Source organism: Streptomyces sp. NBC_00887 (assembly GCF_045207585.1).
In genome coordinates this window covers 3,330,089-3,347,744 of the sequence record NZ_CP108788.1, presented here as the reverse complement: position 1 = coordinate 3,347,744, position 17,656 = coordinate 3,330,089, and the positions used below count along the sequence as shown (strand labels likewise).

At 69.5% G+C, this 17,656-nt stretch carries 18 protein-coding genes and 5 pseudogenes; 12 read left to right on the top strand and 11 right to left on the bottom strand.

Annotated elements, in window-relative coordinates:
- Positions 1-328 precede the first annotated feature (328 nt).
- Positions 329-1,363, top strand: coding sequence for an alpha/beta fold hydrolase (locus OG844_RS15285; protein WP_406396145.1), 1,035 nt, complete (start codon positions 329-331; stop codon positions 1,361-1,363).
- A 21-nt stretch (positions 1,364-1,384) separates the two neighbouring features.
- On the opposite strand, the gene OG844_RS15280 is transcribed toward OG844_RS15285, so the two are convergent.
- On the bottom strand, positions 1,385-2,260 hold the full coding sequence (locus OG844_RS15280; protein WP_406390686.1) for a septum formation family protein: 876 nt from the start codon (positions 2,258-2,260) through the stop codon (positions 1,385-1,387).
- Between the two features lie 238 nt (positions 2,261-2,498).
- Here OG844_RS15280 and OG844_RS15275 point away from each other — a divergent pair.
- A pseudogene (locus OG844_RS15275) lies at positions 2,499-2,630 on the top strand (hypothetical protein); the annotation flags it as partial.
- Positions 2,631-2,817: 187 nt separating this feature from the next.
- On the opposite strand, the gene OG844_RS15270 reads toward OG844_RS15275, so the two are convergent.
- The 3 genes from OG844_RS15270 to OG844_RS15260 form a co-directional block, all read right to left on the bottom strand.
- A complete protein-coding gene (locus OG844_RS15270; RefSeq protein WP_406390684.1) occupies positions 2,818-3,180 on the bottom strand; it encodes a hypothetical protein in 363 nt (120 codons plus the stop codon).
- A 341-nt stretch (positions 3,181-3,521) separates the two neighbouring features.
- Positions 3,522-4,073 carry a DinB family protein gene (locus tag OG844_RS15265; RefSeq protein ID WP_406390683.1) on the bottom strand — a complete coding sequence of 184 codons (552 nt, stop codon included), beginning with the start codon at positions 4,071-4,073 and terminating at the stop codon, positions 3,522-3,524.
- Between the two features lie 48 nt (positions 4,074-4,121).
- On the bottom strand, positions 4,122-4,616 hold the full coding sequence (locus tag OG844_RS15260) for a cupin domain-containing protein (protein WP_406390682.1): 495 nt from the start codon (positions 4,614-4,616) through the stop codon (positions 4,122-4,124).
- Positions 4,617-4,916: 300 nt separating this feature from the next.
- On the opposite strand from OG844_RS15260, the gene OG844_RS15255 reads away from it, so the two are divergent.
- The 6 genes and pseudogenes from OG844_RS15255 (at position 4,917) to OG844_RS15230 (ending at position 9,085) form a co-directional block, all read left to right on the top strand.
- On the top strand, positions 4,917-5,957 hold the full coding sequence (locus OG844_RS15255; RefSeq protein ID WP_406390681.1) for a YihY/virulence factor BrkB family protein: 1,041 nt from the start codon (positions 4,917-4,919) through the stop codon (positions 5,955-5,957).
- A gap of 40 nt (positions 5,958-5,997) precedes the next feature.
- Positions 5,998-6,552, top strand: coding sequence for a phosphatase PAP2 family protein (locus OG844_RS15250; RefSeq protein WP_406390679.1), 555 nt, complete (start codon positions 5,998-6,000; stop codon positions 6,550-6,552).
- 353 nt (positions 6,553-6,905) lie between these two features.
- Positions 6,906-7,325: a phage holin family protein gene (locus OG844_RS15245; protein WP_406390678.1), complete on the top strand. Its 420-nt coding sequence runs from the start codon at positions 6,906-6,908 to the stop codon at positions 7,323-7,325.
- Positions 7,322-7,789: a DUF3618 domain-containing protein gene (locus OG844_RS15240; RefSeq protein ID WP_406390676.1), complete on the top strand. Its 468-nt coding sequence runs from the start codon at positions 7,322-7,324 to the stop codon at positions 7,787-7,789. The genes OG844_RS15245 and OG844_RS15240 overlap by 4 nt, the downstream gene beginning before the upstream one ends.
- Positions 7,786-8,051: pseudogene (locus OG844_RS15235) on the top strand (DUF4235 domain-containing protein). The gene OG844_RS15240 and the pseudogene OG844_RS15235 overlap by 4 nt, the downstream one beginning before the upstream one ends.
- Before the next feature lie 521 nt (positions 8,052-8,572).
- On the top strand, positions 8,573-9,085 hold the full coding sequence (locus OG844_RS15230; protein WP_406390675.1) for a hypothetical protein: 513 nt from the start codon (positions 8,573-8,575) through the stop codon (positions 9,083-9,085).
- Positions 9,086-9,784: 699 nt separating this feature from the next.
- Here the strand turns inward: OG844_RS15230 and OG844_RS15225 are convergent.
- Positions 9,785-10,774 (bottom strand): magnesium and cobalt transport protein CorA, encoded by a 990-nt coding sequence (locus OG844_RS15225; RefSeq protein WP_406390674.1) that lies wholly within the window; start codon positions 10,772-10,774, stop codon positions 9,785-9,787.
- A 135-nt stretch (positions 10,775-10,909) separates the two neighbouring features.
- Here OG844_RS15225 and OG844_RS15220 point away from each other — a divergent pair, with 135 nt between their 5' ends.
- Positions 10,910-11,314, top strand: coding sequence for a DUF1622 domain-containing protein (locus OG844_RS15220; protein ID WP_406390672.1), 405 nt, complete (start codon positions 10,910-10,912; stop codon positions 11,312-11,314).
- Between the two features lie 675 nt (positions 11,315-11,989).
- On the opposite strand, the gene OG844_RS15215 is transcribed toward OG844_RS15220, so the two are convergent.
- Positions 11,990-12,193 carry a cold-shock protein gene (locus OG844_RS15215; protein WP_327364317.1) on the bottom strand — a complete coding sequence of 68 codons (204 nt, stop codon included), beginning with the start codon at positions 12,191-12,193 and terminating at the stop codon, positions 11,990-11,992.
- A 225-nt stretch (positions 12,194-12,418) separates the two neighbouring features.
- Here OG844_RS15215 and OG844_RS15210 point away from each other — a divergent pair, with 225 nt between their 5' ends.
- The gene (locus OG844_RS15210) at positions 12,419-12,790 is read left to right on the top strand and encodes a hypothetical protein (RefSeq protein WP_406390670.1); all 372 of its coding nucleotides are present in this window, start codon (positions 12,419-12,421) and stop codon (positions 12,788-12,790) included.
- A 302-nt stretch (positions 12,791-13,092) separates the two neighbouring features.
- Entirely contained in the window at positions 13,093-13,644 is a 552-nt protein-coding gene (locus OG844_RS15205) for a DUF6234 family protein (RefSeq protein WP_406390668.1), read from the top strand.
- A gap of 29 nt (positions 13,645-13,673) precedes the next feature.
- Here the strand turns inward: OG844_RS15205 and OG844_RS15200 are convergent, their stop codons facing one another.
- Positions 13,674-14,306, bottom strand: coding sequence for a hypothetical protein (locus OG844_RS15200; RefSeq protein ID WP_406390666.1), 633 nt, complete (start codon positions 14,304-14,306; stop codon positions 13,674-13,676).
- Positions 14,307-14,435: 129 nt separating this feature from the next.
- Here OG844_RS15200 and OG844_RS15195 point away from each other — a divergent pair.
- Positions 14,436-15,186: pseudogene (locus OG844_RS15195) on the top strand (methyltransferase domain-containing protein).
- Here the strand turns inward: OG844_RS15195 and OG844_RS15190 are convergent.
- The 4 genes and pseudogenes from OG844_RS15190 to OG844_RS15175 all read right to left on the bottom strand — a co-directional run bounded on the left by OG844_RS15190 (position 15,136) and on the right by OG844_RS15175 (position 17,561).
- Positions 15,136-15,988 (bottom strand): annotated as a pseudogene (locus OG844_RS15190) (SAM-dependent methyltransferase). The pseudogenes OG844_RS15195 and OG844_RS15190 sit on opposite strands and share 51 nt — an antisense overlap.
- A 75-nt stretch (positions 15,989-16,063) precedes the next feature.
- Positions 16,064-16,432 (bottom strand): annotated as a pseudogene (locus OG844_RS15185) (IS5 family transposase); the annotation flags it as partial.
- 55 nt (positions 16,433-16,487) lie between these two features.
- Positions 16,488-17,240, bottom strand: coding sequence for an SDR family NAD(P)-dependent oxidoreductase (locus tag OG844_RS15180; protein WP_406390664.1), 753 nt, complete (start codon positions 17,238-17,240; stop codon positions 16,488-16,490).
- A 105-nt stretch (positions 17,241-17,345) separates the two neighbouring features.
- Positions 17,346-17,561, bottom strand: a complete 216-nt coding sequence (locus OG844_RS15175) for a hypothetical protein (RefSeq protein WP_406390662.1) — start codon at positions 17,559-17,561, stop codon at positions 17,346-17,348.
- Positions 17,562-17,656: the final 95 nt, after the last annotated feature.

The window sequence follows — 17,656 nt, the reverse complement described above, 5'->3', positions numbered from 1 at the left end:
GGAGGGCGTGCTGGGGCGATCATAGGGGGCGCCGACGCCCGCAACTGCTACGCGCGTGTTACGGCTTCCCGCCCCGGCCGCCGGCACCGGTCCCGCACGCGCCCGCCACTCCGATCGCTGCCTGAAACGTCCCGGAAACCGCCTGGGATCCGGAGCTTTCTACGCTCGCTCAGGAATCGTCCGAGCAGAAGACCGTCTGATGAAGACCGGGACTTGTCAGAGAAGAGACCGTCCGATCCGGACACCGTCCGATCGGAGGAACCGGAGGCGATCCATGGCCGGCGCACCCCACCCCGAACCAGGAACGTCCCTGGCCCCGACCCCCTCCATGTCCCCCTCGCGCGTGAGCCGGCTGCACCCGGTCGCGGAAAAGGGCGGGCAGGACGGCCTGCTGCACCACCGCGTGATCCACGGCTACCGCCGCGCGTACCGGATGGCGGGATCGGGCCCCGCGATCCTGCTCATCCACGGCATCGGCGACTCCTCGGCGACCTGGGCCGACCTGATCCCCGACCTGGCCCGCAACCACACGGTGATCGCCCCGGACCTCCTCGGCCACGGCGCCTCGGACAAGCCCAGGGCGGACTACTCGGTGGCCGCCTACGCGAACGGGATCAGGGACCTCCTGGGCGTTCTCGGCATCGAACGCGCCACCCTGGTCGGCCACTCGCTCGGCGGGGGTGTGGCCATGCAGTTCGCGTACCAGTACCCCGAACGCACCGACCGCCTGATCCTCGTGAGCGCCGGCGGGGTGGGACGCGAGGTCAACCCGGTCCTGCGGGCGGTGTCCCTGCCGGGTGTCGACCTGCTCCTGTCCATGCTGCGCCTGCCCGGCATGCGCGGCCAGGTAGGCCTCTTCACCCGGCTGATCAAACTGCTCGACACCGACCTGGGCCAGGACGCCGGAGAGCTGCTCCACCTCGTGGACGCACTCCCCGACGCCACGTCCCGCAGCGCCTTCATCAGCACCCTGCGGGCGGTGGTCGACTGGCGGGGCCAGGTGGTCACCATGCTGGACCGCTGCTACCTGACCCAGGGCATGCCCACCCTCCTGCTGTGGGGATCCCGGGACAGCGTGGTCCCCGTCGAGCACGCCTACGGAGCCCATGCGGCGATGCCCGGCAGCCGCCTGGAGATCTTCGAGGGCGCGGGCCACTTCCCGTTCCACGCGGACCCGGTGCGCTTCCGCACCCTGGTCGAGGACTTCATGCGCACCACGGCCCCTGCGGACTGGAGCCAGGAGCGCTGGCGCGAACTCCTGCGCAGCGGTCGCCCGGGCAGCCCGGACGGTCCACCGGACGCGGCGTACGACCGCGCGGTGGACCGCACCCTGCGCGAGGCGAGCGAGCGGAGCGCCACCTGAGGAGCGAGTGGGCGCAGGAGGTCAGCCGGCCCAGACCTCGGCCTCGTCGGCCGGGACCGTCGTGGCGAGGTTCAGCTCCTTGCGGGCGGCCACCGTCTTGCTGGGGTCGATGCCGGTGAATGCCATGTCGTAAGCGATGTAGAAGGCGTCCGTGTCGCCGGCCGACGCGGCCTTCTTCCACGCTCCGGCGGCCTCCTCCAGCTTCGCGCGCAGCTTGCCGGTCTCCGGCTGCTCGATGTTCCGCAGACCCTTGAGGTGGGTGTCGAGCGCGGCGGCGACGGCCTTGGCCTGCTTCTTGTAGCCGGGAAGGTCGTTCTCGATCTGGTCGGCCTCGGGCTGGTTCATCCACAGGGCGTCGTAGACGCCGTTCGAACCCTTGAGGTAAGCGAGCTGGTCGGCCTTGAGGGGGGCGCTCTTCAGCGAGCCGGAAAGCTTGCCCGACTCCTTGGTGTAGGCGCAGCTCACACCGCGGTCGCCCGTCGCCCAGCTCTCCTTGGTGGGGTGGTAGTAGAAGACGTCGACCCCCTGGGGGAGCGCCCAGCTGTCCGGGGCGAACTTCTGCGCCTCGACCGGGCAGCGTTCGTCGGCGATCACCGCGACCTCGTCGTCACCCGGGTAGGCACCCTCTTCGTCGATCGTGAACTCGCCGACGACCTGGCCCTCGTGAGCCTCCTCGCACGGCACGATCTCGATCGCGAATTCCTCGGTCTCGGCCTTGCTGTTCGGGTTGTAGCAGTCGCCGGGGCTGAGCGAGAAGACCGAGCGCTGGCGGGCGACCTTCTTCGCGCCGTCCTTGGCACTGTCGATGGCGTCGGAGCATCCCGCCGCACCGATCGCGAGAAGGGCGACGACAACAGATATACCGCGCAGGGAACGGGACGTGGCACCGAAAGACATGACGTGTGCATCCTCAAACGGAGAACTTACGAGCTGATGTGCGCATCGTATGGCACTTCTGTGACCACTCTGTGCGGGGCCCTGGCTCTGACGCCGCGCTCCCGGCCTCCCAGGGGGACGCACTCCATTCCCTTGGCACAGCAACTTGAGATGATCAAGAAGTGGACAGCGAGAGTGCGGTGGACCTCCTGGTTCGCGTGCTCGTCGAGGTCGGCGCGGACCCCGACCCTGGGCACGAATACGGCGAATCACGCCGCTGACTTCGGCCGCTTCCAACGGCCGTACGGAGATGGTCGCCATCCTGCTCGATGCCGGCGTCCACCCCGACACACCGTCGCGGGACGGCAACGCCCTGATGTTCAACGTGACATCCGGCATCGGGCGCACGGAGATCGTGGACCTCCTGCTGGACCACGGTGCAGACTCCACCTCGTCACGAAGGGCCGGACGCCGATCGAGTGGGCATCCGCAGCCGGAAATCCGCAGATGGTTCAGCACCTTCTCGCCCGCGGCGCCGTTCCCACGGCCAAGGCCGGAGTGCTTGCCCGGGACCGGGGCTACAGGGCCCTGTCGCGCAGGCCCCGACGCCCGGCACTGGTTCCGCGGAAGGCCCGGGCAGCCCATCGGGAGCACTCCGTACCGACCCCCAGCGCCAGAACTCCCGCAAGTGCGGCGGCGACGAGGGCCTGCGTGACGCCGGTCGCCGGAAGTCCGGCCCGGACAGCCCCGTAACTGACCCCCGCCAGTCCCGCCGGCCCGGCGGTCAGCACCAGCCAGAGCCGAATCCTGCAGCCGACGACCTGCTTGCCCCCGGCCGCCCACTGCTTGAGGCCTTCCGCGAACCAGAACGCGACCAGGGCCGCCACCTCCAGCACTGTCAGCAGGACTGCCAGGACGCCGTCTGCTACCCAGGTGAGCATGCGGTCAATGGTGTGCCCAGCCCACCGACTCGGGCCTGAGTACGGATACTGAGATCGACCTGGTGTCCGTGGGCGCCTTCTCCAAGGCCGGAGTTGGGGGAGACGCGGGAGGGTGCTGCTCGCTCACGGCAGCCTCGTCAGGTCGCGCAGGTGGCTGACCAGGGCCTGGACATCACGTTCGGTGGGCGGGTCGACAGGGGTCGCCGGGGCGGTGTCCGGAGCGGAGATGCGGCAGGCTGCGGCGCGGGCGCGGGCGCGGGCGCGGGTACGAGTACGAGTACGGCGGCCGGGGCGGCGGCCGCTGTCGGACGGCGGGCCACCGGCCCGTAGCCCGGACTTACTTACAGGCCCCTGGCGCCGTCGATCCGCTCGCGGAGCAGGTCGGCGTGCCCGTTGTGCCGGGCGTACTCCTCGATCATGTGGATGAGCACCCAGCGCAGCGACACGGTTCCCCGCCACGCGTCATCACCCGAGATGTCGAGGTGCGGCGCCTGCCTGGCAAAGTTCTCGGCGAACACTGCCTCGGCCCGCCAGGCCTCCCACGCCGCCGCGACCGCCGCCGGGTCGGACACCGCGCCGTCGAAGTCCCGGTCGGGGTCATCCTCCGAGGAGAAGAGGGGCGGAGCGTCCTGCCCGGCCAACACCCTCCGGAACCAGCGGCGCTCCACATCGGCGAGGTGCCGGACAAGGCCGAGCAAGGAGAGCGTGGACGGCTCCACGGACCGCTGGGACAGTTCAGCTCCCAGGCCGGCGCATTTCAGCTCCAGCGTCGCGCGGTGATCTCCGAGGAAGCCAAGGAGCATGCGCCGCTCGTCTCCGGTCGCAGGACCGGTGAACCGGCGGTCGGGTGCGCCGCCGACGAACACTTCAGCTCTTCTGCCTGAGATGGTCATGTCCGCAATTATTGGCACCGGTTGTGGCGATGGCCTCGCCTTTTCGGGCTACTTGACGGCCTTGAGGACTGCGTCCCAGGCGGGGCTGTCGACGTAGTGGTTGTCGTACTGCTCGGAAGAGTCCTTGATCTCCTGGAAGTCGGCTTCACCGCGCATGACCCGGCCAAGAAGGCGAAGGTAGTCGAAGCGGGGCATCCCGGGGCTGAAGACGAACAGGACGTCGGCCTCGGCGCCAGGGGCTGCGGCGAAGGCGTGCGGGGTGTGGGGCGGAACGAGGAGGAAGTCTCCCTTGTCGAGGACCTGGACCGTGTCGTCGACGAGGACCTGGAGCGACCCGTCCAGGACGAAGAACAGCTCCGAGGCCTTCGTGTGGAAGTGGGCGGGGGCACCGACCGCGCCCCTGGCGAAGGAGGAGCGGTAGCTGGTGAGCGAGCTCCCGTCGGTCCCGTAATCGGCGAGCAGGGTCATCACGCTGCTCGGGTCACTGGTGGTTTCCGCAGTCGCGGAACGGGTCAGTACGGGCTTCAGTGCGGCGGTGTTCATCAGGCACTCCCTACGTGGTGTCCGGGTCCCGGGGCGTTCGCCCCAACCTCGTGATCTCCACACTAGGCAGCCGAATGACATGCCAAGAGGTGCATTCAAGCACCGAAATCATGGGTCAATTCCGTTCGGGCGGGCAGTCAGCGTCGAGAGCGCGCCCGAGCGGTGGGCTGCTGGAGCAGCAAGCCGTCGGGCACGCCACCACGCCCGACGGAACCCTCCTCACATGCGGGTTCCGCTACCTGGTCGCCGAGTTGGGCGCGCTGGGTGCATGGGAGGGGCGCGAGTGGACAGCCGCCAGGTATGACACGTACACCGAAACCAGAGCACGGTGGAGGCACCGAGCCCACTGCGGGCGGGTCCGGGAACGTGGGTCCCGATGAGCAGGTCGAGGAGCGGGCCCCGGATCAGCTTTCGGACATGCCGAAACGGTCCTGGATGGCGGTGCTGAGCGGCACGCTGAAGGAGTTCAAGGATGACGAGCTCACCGACCGGGCCGCGGCGCTGACGTACTACGGGGTGCTGGCTCTCTTCCCGGCCCTGCTGGTGCTCTTGTCTCTGCTCGGCATCGCGGGCGAGTCGGCGACCAAGCAGGTCCTGGACAACCTCCAGAAGCTCACCCCCGGCTCGGCCCGCGACGTGCTCAGCAACGCCGTCCAGCAGTTGCAGGGCGACAGCGGCGTCGGATCCCTTCTGGCGATCGTGGGTCCGGCCGTCGCGATCTGGTCGGCCTCCGGCTATGTGGCCGCGTTCATCCGGACCTCGAATGCCGTCTACGACGTGCCCGAGGGGCGTCCGGTGTGGAAGGTCCTGCCCTTGCGCCTCGCCCTGACGATCACCCTGATGATCCTGGCCGTGGTCAGCGCGTTGATCGTGGTCTTCACCGGTGGCCTGGCCCGGCAGGCGGGCGCCGCGCTCGGTATCGGGGACACCGCCCTGACGGTGTGGTCGATCGCGAAGTGGCCGGTCCTGGTCCTGCTCGTCACGATCATGATCGCGCTTCTGTACTGGGCGGCCCCGAACGTCAAGGGACGTGGGTTCACATGGGTCACCCCCGGCAGTTTCCTGGCGCTGGTGATCTGGATGGTCGCCTCGGCCGGCTTCGCGTTCTACGTCGCGAACTTCGCCTCGTACAACAAGACGTACGGCACCTTGGCGGGCGTGATCGTCTTCCTGGTGTGGCTGTGGATCACCAACCTGGCCATCCTCCTCGGGCTGGAGTTCGATGCGGAAATGGTCCGGCAGCGGGCGATCGCCGGCGGATTGCCCGAGGACGAGGAGCCTTATGTCGAGCCCCGGGACACCCGTAAGTGGAGTGATGAGGACCGCCGCGGCCTGGAGTGAGCGGTGCGTAGAACAAGCGCGGGCGGGGAAGCAGCGCAGCATGGAAATCCTGGATGTCCTGCGCAATGGTGATCATCGGCTGACGAGACGGATGGCCGCCTGGGATTCGGCTTGGGCCCGACAGGTGCTTCCGCCGGTCGAGGAAGCTGTCGAGCACACGAAGTTATGGTGGGCCGCGGCCGTGATCATGGCGGCCGCCGGGGGCCGCCGGGGGCGTAAGGCGGCGGCTACCGGTATCACGGCCGTGGCGCTGGGGGAGTTGCTGTCGAACGGGGTCGCGAAGCAGCTCGTCGAGCGGCGCCGGCCGCCCAAGGAGTGGATTCCGCACGACGATGTCGAAGAGCGGCCCGACAGCTCATCCTTCCCCTCCGGCCACACCGCGGCCGCCGTGGCGTTCACCGCGGCCGTCGCGCTCTCCTGGCCGTGGGCCGGTGCTGCCTGCGCCGTGCCGACCGTTGCGGTGGCCCTGGAGCGGGTCCACAGCGGCGCCCACTACCCCTCGGACGTCGCGGCCGGCGCCGTCATCGGCCTGGCCGCGGCCGCCCTGGTGCGAAGGGCGCCCCGACTCCTGGTCCACCGCTTGGCGTGCCCCTAGCTGCGAGTGGGTGAGCGGCTGTTCGCGGGGTAGACGCGCCGTGAACGACAGCGTGCACATTTCAACCAGGGAGGGGTCTTTCATGGCGGCTCGTTCGAGGTCCGGCACCAGCCCGGCAAGGGCTATCACTTCGTTCTGATCGCAATGAACGGGCAGGTCATCGTGACCAGCGAGAGCACTACGAGACCCATCGGTCCTGCCTGAGCGGCATCGACTCCGTCAAGCGCGATCCAGGATGACACCGGCGCCAATTCGGGCCGCTGACCGGCGCGGCGCCGCGCAGGCGATGCGAACGGCGCCCATCGTGCAGCTATCACGCCACAACCGGATGAACCATGCGGAAGGTGAAGAGTATGAGCGCCGTTGGACGGGGCCCGGACCACAGCAGCCCCGGGGAATCAGCGGGCGACCTCGTATCACGGGCATCGCAGCAGATCTCGGAGCTGGTCCGCGAGGAGATGCGGCTGGCCCGGGCGGAGATGACCGAGAAGGGCAAACGCTTCGGCGTGGGCGGCGGTCTGTTCGGCGGCGCCGGCCTGGTCGGCATCCTGGCCGCCCAGGCCCTGGTGGGCGCCATCATCGCGGCCCTCGCCCTGCTCCTGCCGGTATGGGCTTCGGCCCTGATCATCGCCGCTCTGCTGGCGGCCATCGCCGCAGGGATGGCCGCGGCCGGGAAGAAACAGATCACCAAGGCCGGCACCCCCGCACCCGAGCAGGCCATCGACAGCATCAAGGCCGACGTGGCCGAGATCAAGGAGGCAGCACACCGATGAGCACCCCTTCCCCGGGCGACAAGGAAGCCGCGCCCAGCCCCGAGGAGCTGCGCAGGCAGGTCGAGCACACCCGCGAGGAGCTCGGCCAGACCGTGGAGGCGCTGGCGGCCAAGGCCGACGTCAAGGCGCAGGCCAAGGAGAAGGCGGCCGAGATCAAGGAACAGGCCGCCGAGAAGGCCACCCTCGCCACTGACCAGATCCGGGACAAGGCGGCGCAGGCCGCCCAGCTGGTCAAGGACAAGACGCCCGATCCGGTCCTGGACAAGGCGGCCCAGGCCGCTACGCAGGTCCGCGACGCCGCCACCCGGGCCGGGCAGCTCGCCGCCGAGAAGACCCCGGACCCGGTCCGCGAGAAGGCCGAGTCGGCCGCGGCGACGGCGAAGGCCAACCGCACCCCCCTGCTTGCCGCGGCTGCCGCCCTCGTCGTCTTCCTGCTCGTGCGTCGCAGCCGCAGGTGCCGGTGAAAGCATCCAAGATCGGCTACATGCCGGTCGGCCTGGCGCTCGGTGCCACGAGCGGCATGATCGCCGGCGCCGCCTTCAAACAGGCGTGGAAAATGCTCGGGCGCCACGACGATGCCCTGACGCCACCGACGAGCACCGCACCTGGCAGGAAGTCCTGATCGCAGCAGCACTGCAAGGAGCGATCTTCGCCGTCGTCAAAGCCGCCGTCGCCCGGGCCGGCGCCGTCACCACCCGGCGCCTGACCGGCACCTGGCCCGGCTGACCCGTCAACCGGCGGCGTCGGCCTCGTCTTGAGGGCCGGCGCCGCCAGGCCCCCGTAGTCAGCAAACGATGGAGGAAGTCGTGGCCGCGCACCCCGCGCTTCACGCAGCCGCCGCTCTCACCACCGCCGTAGTGCTCGCCCGATGGTGGGCAACCCGCGCAGTCCGTGACACACACGGTGCCAGCGCCGCGAAGGCACCCTGGCGGCGTACAGCGCCTCAATCCACCAGCGCGGATGCCGCCCACGAACGCGTGGCAGAGCTGCATACCTCGTTCCTGGACCTGACCCTGCGGGAACCGACGCCGACCTCGAGCAGTACGGGAACAAGCTCACCTCCCTGCACCCGTACCGCGACGGCGGGCGCCGGCACCGATAGATACCGGGCGTCACCCCGCAGTCTGTGATCGAGCGCCGCTCCTCGGCCCCGCGTCACCGCGTCAGCGGGCGGGCGGGCGTGCCCACCGTCGGCGTGCTGACCTCTGGGGCGGGTATCGCCCGCATCAGTGGGCACACGAGACCTCATGCACGGACAACATGCGCGTCCCGCGAGCACTCTGTTCGGCTCAGCCCCAACAGCGCAGGCACCGCCGCCCCGGCAGGGCGCCGCCAGGCACTCCCGTCGCGGCCGTGTCCCCGGCCGCCTGCGCCGCCGGCTCCTCGTGTACCGGGCTATCGACTTCCTCTCCACACACATCCCGGACCGGTCCGGGCCGGGCGAGGAATGTCTGCTCCTCGTCCACATCCGCCAGGTCGTCGGCCAAGTCCAGTACCGGATCTGCACCAACTGCGCCCAGGGCGTCATCACCGCCGTCGTGATCGACGAGCGCTTCCACAGCACCGGTCTCGGCACTCGCGCTCTCTCACACCTGCGCTCCCGCCACCCGGGACTCGCCTGGCGCAGCTCGCTGCGCAAGCGCACCACCCGCGACCTCCTGCGCCGGATGCAGATTTCCGCGACCTCTGCCGCGGCGCCCTGCCCCCACGCCCACCAGACGCTGTCCGCCCCGACCGGCCCGACACTCTCCGGCAGCTGAGCCCACGACCCGCGTAGTTGTCACAGCGCTCGGTGGAGAGGCACCCCCCTTGCGCCGGCTCTGTCTCGAAAGAGACCTTCGGCACCCGAACGGCGGATCTCCTACAGTGACGGGCGTGCACGATAGCCAACGGCTCCTCGAGGACAACCGAACGCCCCGCAGAGGGCTTGAGCCTGCAAGCACGCGACGGCGAGAGGGTGCTACCGGGGTGGCAACCGCGGGCCACTGTGCGCGCCCTCTCCTGCGTCGGACGCGAGGACGATCTGGAACGGCGTACGGCACTGCCCGGCCTGCACCAGGCACACGACAGCCCCTGGCCGCGATCCTGGAAGCGGCCGGCTTCCAGACCAGAGTCGTCGAACCAGGCCGGCTGCTGGCGGCAACCGGGTGTCTGCACCGGCGCCCCGCTGGCCGCGGTCGGCGAGGCCGCCATGACCGACCCGGCTGTCCGGCGCGTCGTCCTCGACATGTCCAACGTGACCTGCGCCGACTCCTCCCTGCTCAACCTGCTGCACCATCGGCCGCAGCGGACGCCTCGTCCTGGCCGGCCCTTTGCAGAACCAACTGGGGTCCACCTCCTTGAGATGACCGGCGCACACACCGTCCTGACCGTCACTGACAGTCATGCCAGCGCCCGCGAAGTCCCTCTCGACTGACGCGCCCCTGCTCCTTCACGCGTTCCCGTGCGGCAGGTTGGGCTCAGAGCCAGCCGTTGCGACGGAAGGCGCGGTAGAGGAGCCCGGAGGCCAGCGCCATGAGGCCGAGCGCGAGCGGATAGCCGTAACTCCAGCGGAGCTCGGGCATGTGCTCGAAATTCATCCCGTAGACACCGGCGACCATGGTGGGGATCGCGAAGATCGCTGCCCAGGCCGAGATGCGGCGCATGTCGTCGTTCTGCCAGGTACCCACCCGCGCCTGTTGGGCGTCCAGGACCGAGTTCAGCAGCTCGTCCAGCGACCGGACCTCGGTGTCGGTGCGGCCCAGATGGTCCGCAACATCTCGGAAGTAGGGCAGGACCTTCGGCGGATGGCCCTGCCCGTCCTGGCCGGCGCTGCTCAGGAGGCCCCGCAGGACGGGGCCGAGGGGCTGTACCGCGTCCCGGAACTCCCGCACCTCCCGTTTGAGGGAGTAGATCGCCTCGGTGTGGTCCACGCGGGAGGTGGAGAAGACGCAGTCCTCCAGTTCGGTGAGCGCGGCCCGCACCTTGGCCGCGGCATCGCTGTAGGCGTCTACGACCACGTCGAGGACGGCATGGAGAACGGACAGCGGGCCACAGCGCAGCATGTCGGGGTCGGCTTCGAGCCGGCGGGCGGCTTCGGTGACCGGGTCAGCCGCACCGTGCCGCACGGTGAGCACATAGCGGGGGCCCACGAAGACCATCAACTCCCCGGTCTCCACCGCCGCCTCCGCATCGACGTACCAGAGCGTCTTGAGCGCAATGGCCAGGACATCGCCGAAACGCTCGCGCTTGGGGCGCTGCTGAGCCTGGACCGCGTCCTCGACCGCCAGGGGATGCAGGCCCAGCTCCTTCGCCAGGTGCATCAGCTCTGCCTCGGCCGGGTCGATCAGACGCACCCAGGCGAACTCGCCGTCGCCCAGTCCGCGCAGCTGCTGCAGTACCAGCCGGCAGGCTTCCTCTTCCAGCCCGCATTCCACCGTCTCCGACTGGCCCGACCGCTCCTCGTACATCACGCATTCCATCTCCTACGCATGCTTCGGCCTGCCCAGTTCATGCACTATCGGTCTCAAGCCTTCGCCGCGGTTCTTCCTCGCGTAACCGTCTGCGCACAGGTAGGACGGCCGTGCGGGGGGTAGACGGCTCGGATGTCATTGCCGGGAGAACTGCTGTCCGAGTCCACGGTGCGGGACGTAATCGGGTGGCTCGTCCACGTGATCGAAGCCGCCGGAGCACTCATCATCTTCACCGGCGCCATCTGGGCCTTCGTCCGTTTTGCCACAACCGCATTCCGTAGGCGTTCCTTCATCACCGAGTTCAACAAGATCCGGCTCAGCCTCGGACGCTTCCTCGTACTGGGGCTGGAGTTCCAGCTCGCCGCAGACGTCCTGCGCACCGCGGTCGCCCCCAGCTTCACCGAAATCGGGCAGCTGGCAGCCGTCGCAGCCATCCGGACCGTACTCAATTTCTTCCTCACCCGGGAGATCGCCCAGGAACGCTCAGAGATCGAGCACGACCAAAAAGCAGCAACACCGCGATCCCCCGCCCTCTAGGCAGGGGCGTACATGCGATCCGGGTCGTCGCCCGGACTCGGCTGCTTTCCAGGGTGGCGGCGTTCGATCCGGACAGTGGGGAAGACTGGTGGACGCTGTGCGGCAGTGACCCCACCACGGCGGCTGTGGGGGTTACGCGCGGGAGAACATGTCGTCGGCGTCCATCCGGTGTTGGCCGCCGAAAGGCATCCCAGAGGGTCGGGGTACCTCCAGGTTCTCGGGGAGCCACAACTCCTTGAGGGCGTCGTAGACCGGGGTGTCCGACGCGGGCAAGCACGCCGCGGGCAGCCCTGCGGATCGCTGCCGTGGAGGCGAAACGGTTTTCTGCTCCATGCCCCGGGTCCAACGAACCGGGGCATGGCCCGACGTGGCGGCGCGTGACCGTTCCGTCATCAGCCGCGGTATGAAGACGGCCCAGCAGCCAGCGAGGTGGCAGGGCCGTCACACGGGTGCCGCGGAGCAGTCGGCGGACATGCGTGGAGCCCCGGAGGAAGGCAGCCGGTACCCCAAACCCGGCTGACTCGCGCTGGAGCGGTGCGGCGGCCTGGCCATGTTACGGCCAACCGCCCGGGTAGGAGGCGCGGCTGCGGGCATTCTGGCGGCTCTGCAGCATCCCCGAACGCACGGCACCCGCCCGGCGAGGGATCGCGGGGCGGGTGCCGTGGAGATGCAAGCTCAGGCGGGGGTGATGTTCTCCGCCTGGGGGCCCTTCTGGCCCTGGGTGACGTCGAAGTTCACCTTCTGACCTTCCTGGAGCTCACGGAAGCCCGAGCTGGCGATGTTGGAGTAGTGAGCGAAGACGTCGGGGCCTCCGCCGTCCTGCTCGATGAAGCCGAAGCCCTTTTCCGCGTTGAACCACTTGACGGTTCCGCTTGCCATTTCGCCCTCCAAGGGGATGGGAAGTCGCTTCCCGCACCGTGCGGGAACCGGAGGTGATCGCCTTGGTCCTCAGAGACTCTGAACAGCAGAAACGCCCGTGCGCACACTCACGGGCGACCGGTACTTCGGAACCATGACAGCTGAACCTGACGGTACACCGGTAGTGCCACCCAGATCACGGGAACGCTCAGGAGAGGAGTAGTTCGAATTCCCCTGCTCAGGCGCGTGACGTGCCGTCTTGTCGAGGCGTCAGGCGATGTCGCGGAGGTAGCGCGCGGAGGGCGCGCCGTGGGCAAGGCCGGCGATCGGGCCCCGCAGGCGGTGGGGCAGCAGGTCGAGACAGGGCACCTTCTCCCGCTCCACCCATTCCAGCCCGGTCTGTGCGTCGTCCTCGGCGTGGCCACCGAGCTCATCCGGGTCGCCGTCGGGCCTGCGGAGGAAGACGGCTTCGACCCGGTGGTCTTCCGGGGCGCCACCAAGGTTCTCGCCGGGGTGCTGCCCGCCTCCGCTATGGGGTACTGGAAGGGGGCAAACGCGCCCGGAGGCCGCCCGGGCAACGGCGCCGACAGCGGCCCAAGTCTGCACGCACCCGCATGAGGGCGCGGTCACTCGGTCGATCCGACGGACTGCGCGAGGTACTGCGGAGCGGTCCAGCCGCCGACCCAGTACCTGCGGGGCGGATCGTAGGCTCGGGGAACGACGCGCCCTCCAGGGCCCAGGCGACGAAGTCGTCCAGGTCGGCTCGACAGGCTCCCAGTGCCGCACAGGTGCATCGGGGCGTGGGGCTCGCGGCCATGGATGCAGTGGACGGCCTCGCGCTCCGATACGGGAGGGCACAACTCGGTCTCGCCTTGGCGGACGGCGGCGTGGAGTGCGTGGTTCCGTACGAAGGTACGTCCATGACCACAGAGCCTGGTTCCGGCGCCCCGGTACTGCCTGGGGTCGCGCACCGTATCCCGAATGCCCCGGAATCCGGCGGCAGCCTCGGGGGTGGGTGCCTGACCGTGCTGGCCCTGATCGTCGAGCTCCCTGTCGCCTTCCTGATAGCCCTGTCGCTGGGCATGCGGGGCTGGGCCGAGTCGACGAGACAGAAGATGGAATCACCGGGGCACGTCGGACCGCCCCCGATGGACTGGGTCCCGGTCCTCTGGCTCGGTGCGTTCACGTTGGCGGTCTTCGTGGTTGCCGGGCTGTTCCTCCGCTCGGGCCATCCGCTCGCGGGGTCGCTGCAGTTGCTGGTCGGCGCCCTCGTGCTGGCAGCCACGATTGCCGTGGGGACGGCCGAGCACGAGCGGGCCCATCCTGCGCCGCTCCCGCAGTGCCCGACACCGGCCGGAGTGCCCTGCGCCCCGCAGGATCCCGGTGCCCCGCCTGCGAACGACCGAGGTTTCCAGGGGCATCAGTGCCGCAGCGGCGGCAACAGCGACGAATGCGCGGACAGCGGTCGCTGACCGGCCTCGGGGCGCATCAACCCACGTCCTCAGACGGGGGGAGGCGTGTTGCGCGGCCACCGCGTGCCGGTGTGTTCCGACGCGGCCGTCCGGAACGCCTCCAACAGGGCGGGCCCCGGATACGTGCCGAACGCGGCGTACTTCCAGCGGTAATGGCACGCCCAGTAGTTGACCGCCCGGCGCTCCGTGCGCACGAAGAACGCGGGGTTCCGGGCGACGAATTCACCGTAGAGCTTGCGCTGGACCGAGCCCGGGACGGCGAGCCCAGGAAGCCCATGCCCGATCGCCTCAAGGATCTCCAGAACGTACTCGCCGGCCAGTTGCACGACGAACGGGGCGACCCAGGGCTCGCTCGATTCCAGGACCTGCTCGATGTGCCGCTGGCGGACGTAGCCGTCACTGTGGCGGGAGTACAGGCAGCGCGCGATCACCTTTTGGGGCGGGGTCAGGGAAGCCTCCCAGCCGGCAGCCGGCTCGTGCCGATAGAGGCGCGAGGGGATGGCGACCGTCTCGCCCTGCACGTCGACCCGGAAGGGATCCGCCGGCGAGTACGTGGCATCCGGCATCACCGCCGAGACGCTCCGTACGTCACCCGCCAGCCGGGACGGAAACGCTGCTGACAGGTCAATGGCCGCGATCGTCCGTTCCTCAGGCTGCTCCACCGCACGAGGACAGGTGGCGACTTGCCGGTTCCGGCGGGCTACGCGCGTTGCCGTACTCGGGGCCGTAGCGGCTTCTCGGAGCGAAATCCGGTGGCTCGCACACCGCGCCGCCTGGCAGCCTTCGGCCGCATGGATGCGGACGTGTGGAACGAACAGGTGGCACAGGGATACGACGAGTCATCGGCGCACATGTACACGCCCGAAGTCCTGGGCCCCACGGTCGACTTTCTCGCGCGCTGTGCCGGTCATGGACAGGCGCTGGAGTTCGCGGTGGGAACCGGGCGCGTCGCGCTGCCGCTGAGCGCGCGAGGCGTTCGAGTCGCCGGGATCGAGAAGTCGGAGCCGATGGCCCGGGAGCTTGCCAGGAAGCCCGGCGGGCGCGATGTGGTGGTGACCGCAGGAGACATGACGAGCTGCCGGGCGCCGGGCACGTTCAGCCTGGTCTACCTCGTCTACAACGCCATCACCTGCCTGCTCTCCCAGGAGGAGCAGATCGCGTGTTTCCGCAACGCCGCGGGGCACCTGGCGCCGGGGCGGCCGATTCGTGATCGAGGTCTTCGTCCCAGAACTGCAGCGGCTGCCACCCGGCGAGACCGCGCGCCCGTTCCACATCGGTGAGCATCATGTCGGCTTCGACACGTACGACGTGGTGAACCAGCAGGTGGTCTCCCACCACTACACGATCGTGGACGGCCGGGGATCCACGTTCCTCTCGCCCCACCGCTATGTCTGGCCATCCGAGCTCGACCTGATGGCCAGGCTCGCCGGGCTGGACCTGGCCGAACGGTGGGACGACTGGAACGAAGCACCTTTCACCGCGTCCAGCAGGTCACACGTCTCCGTCTGGCAGAAGCCGGGAGGCCGTTCTGCGGCACTCTGATCGCCAGGGCTTGCGTGCGAGGCCGCCGTGCTCGCCGATGGGCTCCGGGGTCGGGGCGTCGGGGGCCGGGCGCCGGAACGGGACCGGGACGACTCCGGGGTCCAGGAGATCGAGACCGTCGAAGAACCCCTCGATCTTGTCGACGGGGCGCAGGAAGTACGGGACCGCACCGGTTTCGTTGTAGGCGTCCTGGGCCTGCTCGTAGTCGGCGTCGGTGCCCCGTGAACCGTCGTTGATGGAGAGGTAGCTACCGGACGGCAGACCGTCCATCAGGCGGGTGACGATGGCGCGCGCCTGGTCGTAGTCCGCGACGTGACCCAGGACGTTTGCTGAGGATCAGGGCAGTGGGGCGGGTGAGGTCCAGCGTCTCGGCGGCCACCGCGAGGATGCGGTCGGGGTCGGTCAGCTCGGCGTCGATGTAGGCGGTCGCTCCCTCGGGTGTGGAGGTGAGCAGGGTGCGGGCGTGCGCGAGCACCATCGGGTCGTGGTCGACGTAGACGATCCTGGTCTCGGGCGCGAGCCGCTGGGCGACCTCGTGGGTGTTGTCCCCGGTCGGCAGGCCGGTCCGGACGTCCAGGAACTGCCGGATGCCCGCCTCGGTGACCAGATGAGTGATGTTGCGGCTCAGAAAGGCGCGGCTGCTGCGGGCGATCGTGACGATACCGGGGAGGACGGCGCTGTACGCGTCGCCGGCCGCCTCGTCGACGGGGTGGTTGTCCTTCCCGCCCAGCCAGTAGTTCCGGATCCGGGCGGACTGCGGGACCGACGGTGAATCCGCCGCGGGAACGTCCCAGGCATTCACCGATCTGACCGCCCCCTCCAGATGGGCGGCCAGGTTCCGCAGTACCGGATCGACCTGGTTCGTCCCGCGCTCGGCCCTCCTTTGAGAGACGGCGGCCGGGGACACCTTCCTCGCGCCGGCGGCGTGCTGGTGGGCTCCCACTGCTGTCGAGTCCACCGATACGTCCCAGGCGATCCCGCCCGACGCGTCCTCGACTGCCTGACTGCGGGACAGCAGCATCTGCCAAGTCCCATCCGCTGACCAGCGACGATGTCGCTTATAGACCGTCTCCCGCGGCCCGAACCGCTCGGGCAGATCCCGCCACTGCACGCCGGTCCGCACCCGGTAGAGAACCCCATTGATCACCCGACGGTGGTCGCTCCACCGACCACCACGCACACCACCAGGAGGCACGAGCGACTCCAGCCGATCCCACTCCGCATTCGTCAGATCCCCACGACCCATGAAGCCGGCCTGGCCCCAACACCCCACCCACGTCCGGACATCCGAGAGACAGTGCCTAACGGCCCAGCATCGCCCCGCCGTTGACGTGCAGGATCTGACCGGTGGTGTACCCGGCGGCGGGTGACGCCAGGTACTGGATCGCGGCCGCGATCTCGCTGGGCTGCCCCGGCTTGCCGGTGAGGGACTGTGCGACCCGGGCCGCGACGAAGTCCGGTGTGGCGCGGTCCCCGAAGAACTCGGTGTCGCCGACGAAGCCCGGGGCCACCGCGTTCACGGTGATGCCCTCGGCGCCGAGCCGCTGGGCGAGTTCGAAGGTGTACGCGTGCAGGGCCGCTTTGGAGCCGCCGTACGAGCCGGGGCCGCGCAGGGCTGCGATTGACGACAGGTGGACGATCCGGCCGCCGGGGCGTACGACGTGCGGCAGCAGCGCTTCGGTGAGCAGCACCGCGGTCAGTACGTTGGCGGCGAAGTTGCGCAGATAGCCGTCGGCGACGCCCTCCAGGGTGCCGTCACCGCCGGAGACGACGTTGCCCCCGGCGTTGGTGACGACGACGTCCACCGGGCCGTCCGCGGTGATGAACGCGGCGGCTCGGCGGACCTCTTCGGGCTGGGTGAGGTCCGCGGCGTGGAAGTCGGCACTGCCCTTGCCGTGGTCACCGGTGATCTCGTCGGCAGCGGAGCGCAGGACGTCCTCGCGCCGGCCGAGGAGGATGACCCGGTCCCCGCCGGCGGCGAAGGCGGCCGCGGTCGCTTTGCCGATGCCGGTGCCGCCGCCGGAGACCACGACGCGACGCTGCTGCTCTGCCACGATGTCCACCTTAGATGTCGTCCGTGTATGTGAATGCGAATCAGGTAGTGGACCGAACGCTAGGGAGCGGACCGGCCACTGTCAACCCGGACCACCGCCCCGGGATCACCGCGGTACTCCCCCGGCGTGGAAGCGGCCCGGGAGGGTGCCGGCCCTCGGGACGGTGGCGACCTGCGGGGCCGCCTGGCTCCAGGTGCGGGTGTCGACCCGCCCCAGGAGCACGGCGGAGAACTGCTCGCGTCCCAGCGCGGCGCTGTAGCTCTGGGCGCAGACGAGGAGGTGCCTCAAAGGCGACGGCGTCCACCACGCCATGCTCGGCATCGCGCGACTGCACCACCTCAACCTTGCCGGATAGGTAGACGGCCGGGCCGGTCACGGACCGCGTCCGCAACCAACGCAAGATCATCCCGGCGGAC

Excerpts from the sequence above, each read along its gene's own strand:
- OG844_RS15285 (WP_406396145.1), top strand. The coding sequence starts at position 329 with ATGTCCCCCTCGCGCGTGAGCCGGCTGCACCCGGTCGCGGAAAAGGGC.
- OG844_RS15280 (WP_406390686.1), bottom strand. The coding sequence starts at position 2,260 with ATGTCTTTCGGTGCCACGTCCCGTTCCCTGCGCGGTATATCTGTTGTC.
- OG844_RS15270 (WP_406390684.1), bottom strand. The coding sequence starts at position 3,180 with ATGCTCACCTGGGTAGCAGACGGCGTCCTGGCAGTCCTGCTGACAGTG.
- OG844_RS15265 (WP_406390683.1), bottom strand. The coding sequence starts at position 4,073 with ATGACCATCTCAGGCAGAAGAGCTGAAGTGTTCGTCGGCGGCGCACCC.
- OG844_RS15260 (WP_406390682.1), bottom strand. The coding sequence starts at position 4,616 with ATGAACACCGCCGCACTGAAGCCCGTACTGACCCGTTCCGCGACTGCG.
- OG844_RS15255 (WP_406390681.1), top strand. The coding sequence starts at position 4,917 with ATGACACGTACACCGAAACCAGAGCACGGTGGAGGCACCGAGCCCACT.
- OG844_RS15250 (WP_406390679.1), top strand. The coding sequence starts at position 5,998 with ATGGAAATCCTGGATGTCCTGCGCAATGGTGATCATCGGCTGACGAGA.
- OG844_RS15245 (WP_406390678.1), top strand. The coding sequence starts at position 6,906 with ATGAGCGCCGTTGGACGGGGCCCGGACCACAGCAGCCCCGGGGAATCA.
- OG844_RS15240 (WP_406390676.1), top strand. The coding sequence starts at position 7,322 with ATGAGCACCCCTTCCCCGGGCGACAAGGAAGCCGCGCCCAGCCCCGAG.
- OG844_RS15230 (WP_406390675.1), top strand. The coding sequence starts at position 8,573 with ATGCACGGACAACATGCGCGTCCCGCGAGCACTCTGTTCGGCTCAGCC.
- OG844_RS15225 (WP_406390674.1), bottom strand. The coding sequence starts at position 10,774 with ATGTACGAGGAGCGGTCGGGCCAGTCGGAGACGGTGGAATGCGGGCTG.
- OG844_RS15220 (WP_406390672.1), top strand. The coding sequence starts at position 10,910 with ATGTCATTGCCGGGAGAACTGCTGTCCGAGTCCACGGTGCGGGACGTA.
- OG844_RS15215 (WP_327364317.1), bottom strand. The coding sequence starts at position 12,193 with ATGGCAAGCGGAACCGTCAAGTGGTTCAACGCGGAAAAGGGCTTCGGC.
- OG844_RS15205 (WP_406390668.1), top strand. The coding sequence starts at position 13,093 with ATGACCACAGAGCCTGGTTCCGGCGCCCCGGTACTGCCTGGGGTCGCG.
- OG844_RS15175 (WP_406390662.1), bottom strand. The coding sequence starts at position 17,561 with ATGCCGAGCATGGCGTGGTGGACGCCGTCGCCTTTGAGGCACCTCCTC.